Genomic DNA, 2,312 nt, shown 5'->3' with positions numbered 1-2,312 from the left:
CTGCGAACTGCGGCACACCGACGGCCGCGCCATCCGTCTCTCCGTCACCGTCTACGACACGGGCAGCGCCTACGGTCGCCTGCGCGCCACAGGGCGGACCCCCGCCACGCCCACGGAGATCGGCAGCTACCCGACCGGCATCGACTTCGGCCACATCACCATGTCCGGAACCAAGACCGCGCGGCAGATCGCCGCCGACATCAGCCGCCGCCTGCTGCCGACCCTCACGGCCGCACAGGAGAAGTGGCAGGCCACCATGGCCGGACTGCTGGAACAGGACAGGCAGGCCGCATCGACTGCGGCACAGCTCGCCAGCATCCCCGGAATTACCGGGCCCCGCCAGGCCGCCGCACACGCCCCCTTCCGTGAGCGCAAGGTGCGCTACCTCAGCTGGGACGGAGCTCCCCGCGGCAAGGAAGAGGCCACGACCGGGCGATGGGCGACTACGCCCCAGGCACGCGTGACAGTCGACGCCGGCGAGCACGGCGAGACGGTCGCCATCGAACTCACAAGACTGTCCGCCGACCAGGCCGACCGGGTCTTGGGCGCACTCCTGCACACCGACGCCGAGCAGGCATCGGAGCACCCCCATGACAAGTGACCGGCCGCGCTTCCAAGTCGAGTACGAGGCACCGGGGTTCTGCTGGAGCGTGGAACACCCGAGCGAGGAAGCCGCGTACGCGGCTGCCCGCGATGCCGTCGCCCGCCCCGAGCAGGGCGCACTCGTCACCATCCCCTTGGGCGACGGGCAGGCAACGGCCCGCGCCGACATCGGCGCCGTCTGGATCCTTCAGTGGAGCCAGGACGCCGACGAATGGCTCACCCCCGCCCGGACATGGCGCAAGAACCAGCCGCGGCCCGACGCGCTCACGCCCCTGCCCGCCGACTTCTGGGCCGACTCCGCCTCCTCACGCCCGTAGCCGCTCACGCCATAACCCGTGCCGGAAGTACCACGTCGGTCCGTTTGGCCGCGGACGACGCCCCGACCACACCCACGCACCGGGAGGACCGGTATGCCCCCAGAGCTCGTTCCGCTGAATCCGCTGTCGCACCGCCTGATCGTGAGCGAACGGCCGCACGGCCCCGACCACGCCCCGCTGCCGCCCGGCGTGGACGTCAGCGCCGCCCGCATCGCCCGGGCGCGCGACGTCGCCGACGGCGATCTCATCCTCGCGTCGTTCGCACCGCGTCGCCGAGGGACCGCCAACGTCCCCCAGTACGCCACGGATGCCTACCCGGCGCGGCCCGCCGCCTGGGACCCCGCATGCAGCTGCTCCGAATGCTGCACCGTCCGCGCCTACAACGACCCGCCCGCCGAACAGCGCGTCGTCCTCACCCGGGGCTTCCCGTGGAACGGAGAGTGCGACGTCTGGGACGCCGACGACCTGGCCCTGATCATCCCCCCCCGCGCTGCTCCTGCTGCCGTTCCCCGTCTGACCCGCTCACCGGCCAGGGCCCAGCGCCCCGGCCGCCACCGGAGGGAGACCAGCCATGCCACGACCGCCCAAGCGGAGCACGCGACGCCGCTACGACATCGGCCTCACACCGAAGACCACGCGCAGCACCTTCGATGCCGCCCGCGCCGTCCTGAGCGCCAGCGGTGGGCGCGACGGCGAGACATTCATGACGCGGCCGACTGCCGTCAGCCCCGACGAGGTGATCATCGCTCCGATCGTGGACGGCAACAGCCAGATGCCCGGCACCAGTTCCCTCGCATGGCATGCCGGGCAGGCCGAGGAGTGGTTTGCCCAAGCCCGGATCCTGCACGCCGCCCTGACGGCCGCCGGCTGGACACGGCGGGGAGCCGCCCCCGGAACGGCACCTGCTACCTCAGGCCGACCGGCGAGAGCGGCGCCACGGCCCTGGCGCCCGGAACAGCCGCCCGACTTCTCGCGATTGCCGCCGAGCTCGGCATCGCCGAGGGCGACCTCGACGAGGCCATCCACGAGTCGACCAACGACAAGGCGGCCGACTCCTACAACGGCGGGGCATACCCCGACCTCGACGAGGAGGAAGCCCACGAGGCCATACACACCGACGCCGACCGCCGCGCCAGCGACATCAACAACATGGGTCTCGCCGCGCAGCTGGAGCACCTGTACCGGCAGTGCGTCAGCGAGGCCGCGTTCCGCTCCCTGCTGATCGACCTGACCACCTGATGACCGCCGCCCGTCCGGCAGTCACGCCGGACGGGCCCCTTCCTGCCGAGGAGCAGCTGTGCACCACACCACCCATGACGCATTCGAGGCCGCCGCGGCCAACGCACTGGAGGCAGCCCGCGGCATGGCCCGCACCATCGCCGACACCCTCAC

4 protein-coding genes are annotated in these 2,312 nt (G+C 72.0%); 3 read left to right on the top strand and 1 reads right to left on the bottom strand.

Annotation, left to right across the window (positions count from 1 at the left end; translation table 11 throughout):
• Positions 1-601: hypothetical protein (locus AC067Z_RS38790; protein WP_478794342.1), on the top strand; the 601-nt coding region annotated here is incomplete at its 5' end.
• A complete protein-coding gene (locus AC067Z_RS38785; protein WP_478794341.1) occupies positions 591-920 on the top strand; it encodes a hypothetical protein in 330 nt (109 codons plus the stop codon). The genes AC067Z_RS38790 and AC067Z_RS38785, both read left to right, overlap by 11 nt.
• Positions 921-1,526: 606 nt before the next feature.
• On the opposite strand, the gene AC067Z_RS38780 is transcribed toward AC067Z_RS38785, so the two are convergent.
• Complete coding sequence (locus AC067Z_RS38780; RefSeq protein WP_478794340.1) at positions 1,527-1,664, bottom strand: hypothetical protein; 138 nt, start codon at positions 1,662-1,664, stop codon at positions 1,527-1,529.
• 75 nt (positions 1,665-1,739) lie between these two features.
• Between AC067Z_RS38780 and AC067Z_RS38775 the strand changes: the two genes are divergently transcribed.
• Positions 1,740-2,159, top strand: a complete 420-nt coding sequence (locus AC067Z_RS38775) for a hypothetical protein (protein ID WP_478794339.1) — start codon at positions 1,740-1,742, stop codon at positions 2,157-2,159.
• Positions 2,160-2,312: the final 153 nt, after the last annotated feature.

The sequence above is a fragment of the Streptomyces sp. NPDC043812 genome, from assembly GCF_056436245.1.
Note: the sequence above shows the minus strand (reverse complement) of the source record. Positions and strands in the feature narration are given on the sequence as shown.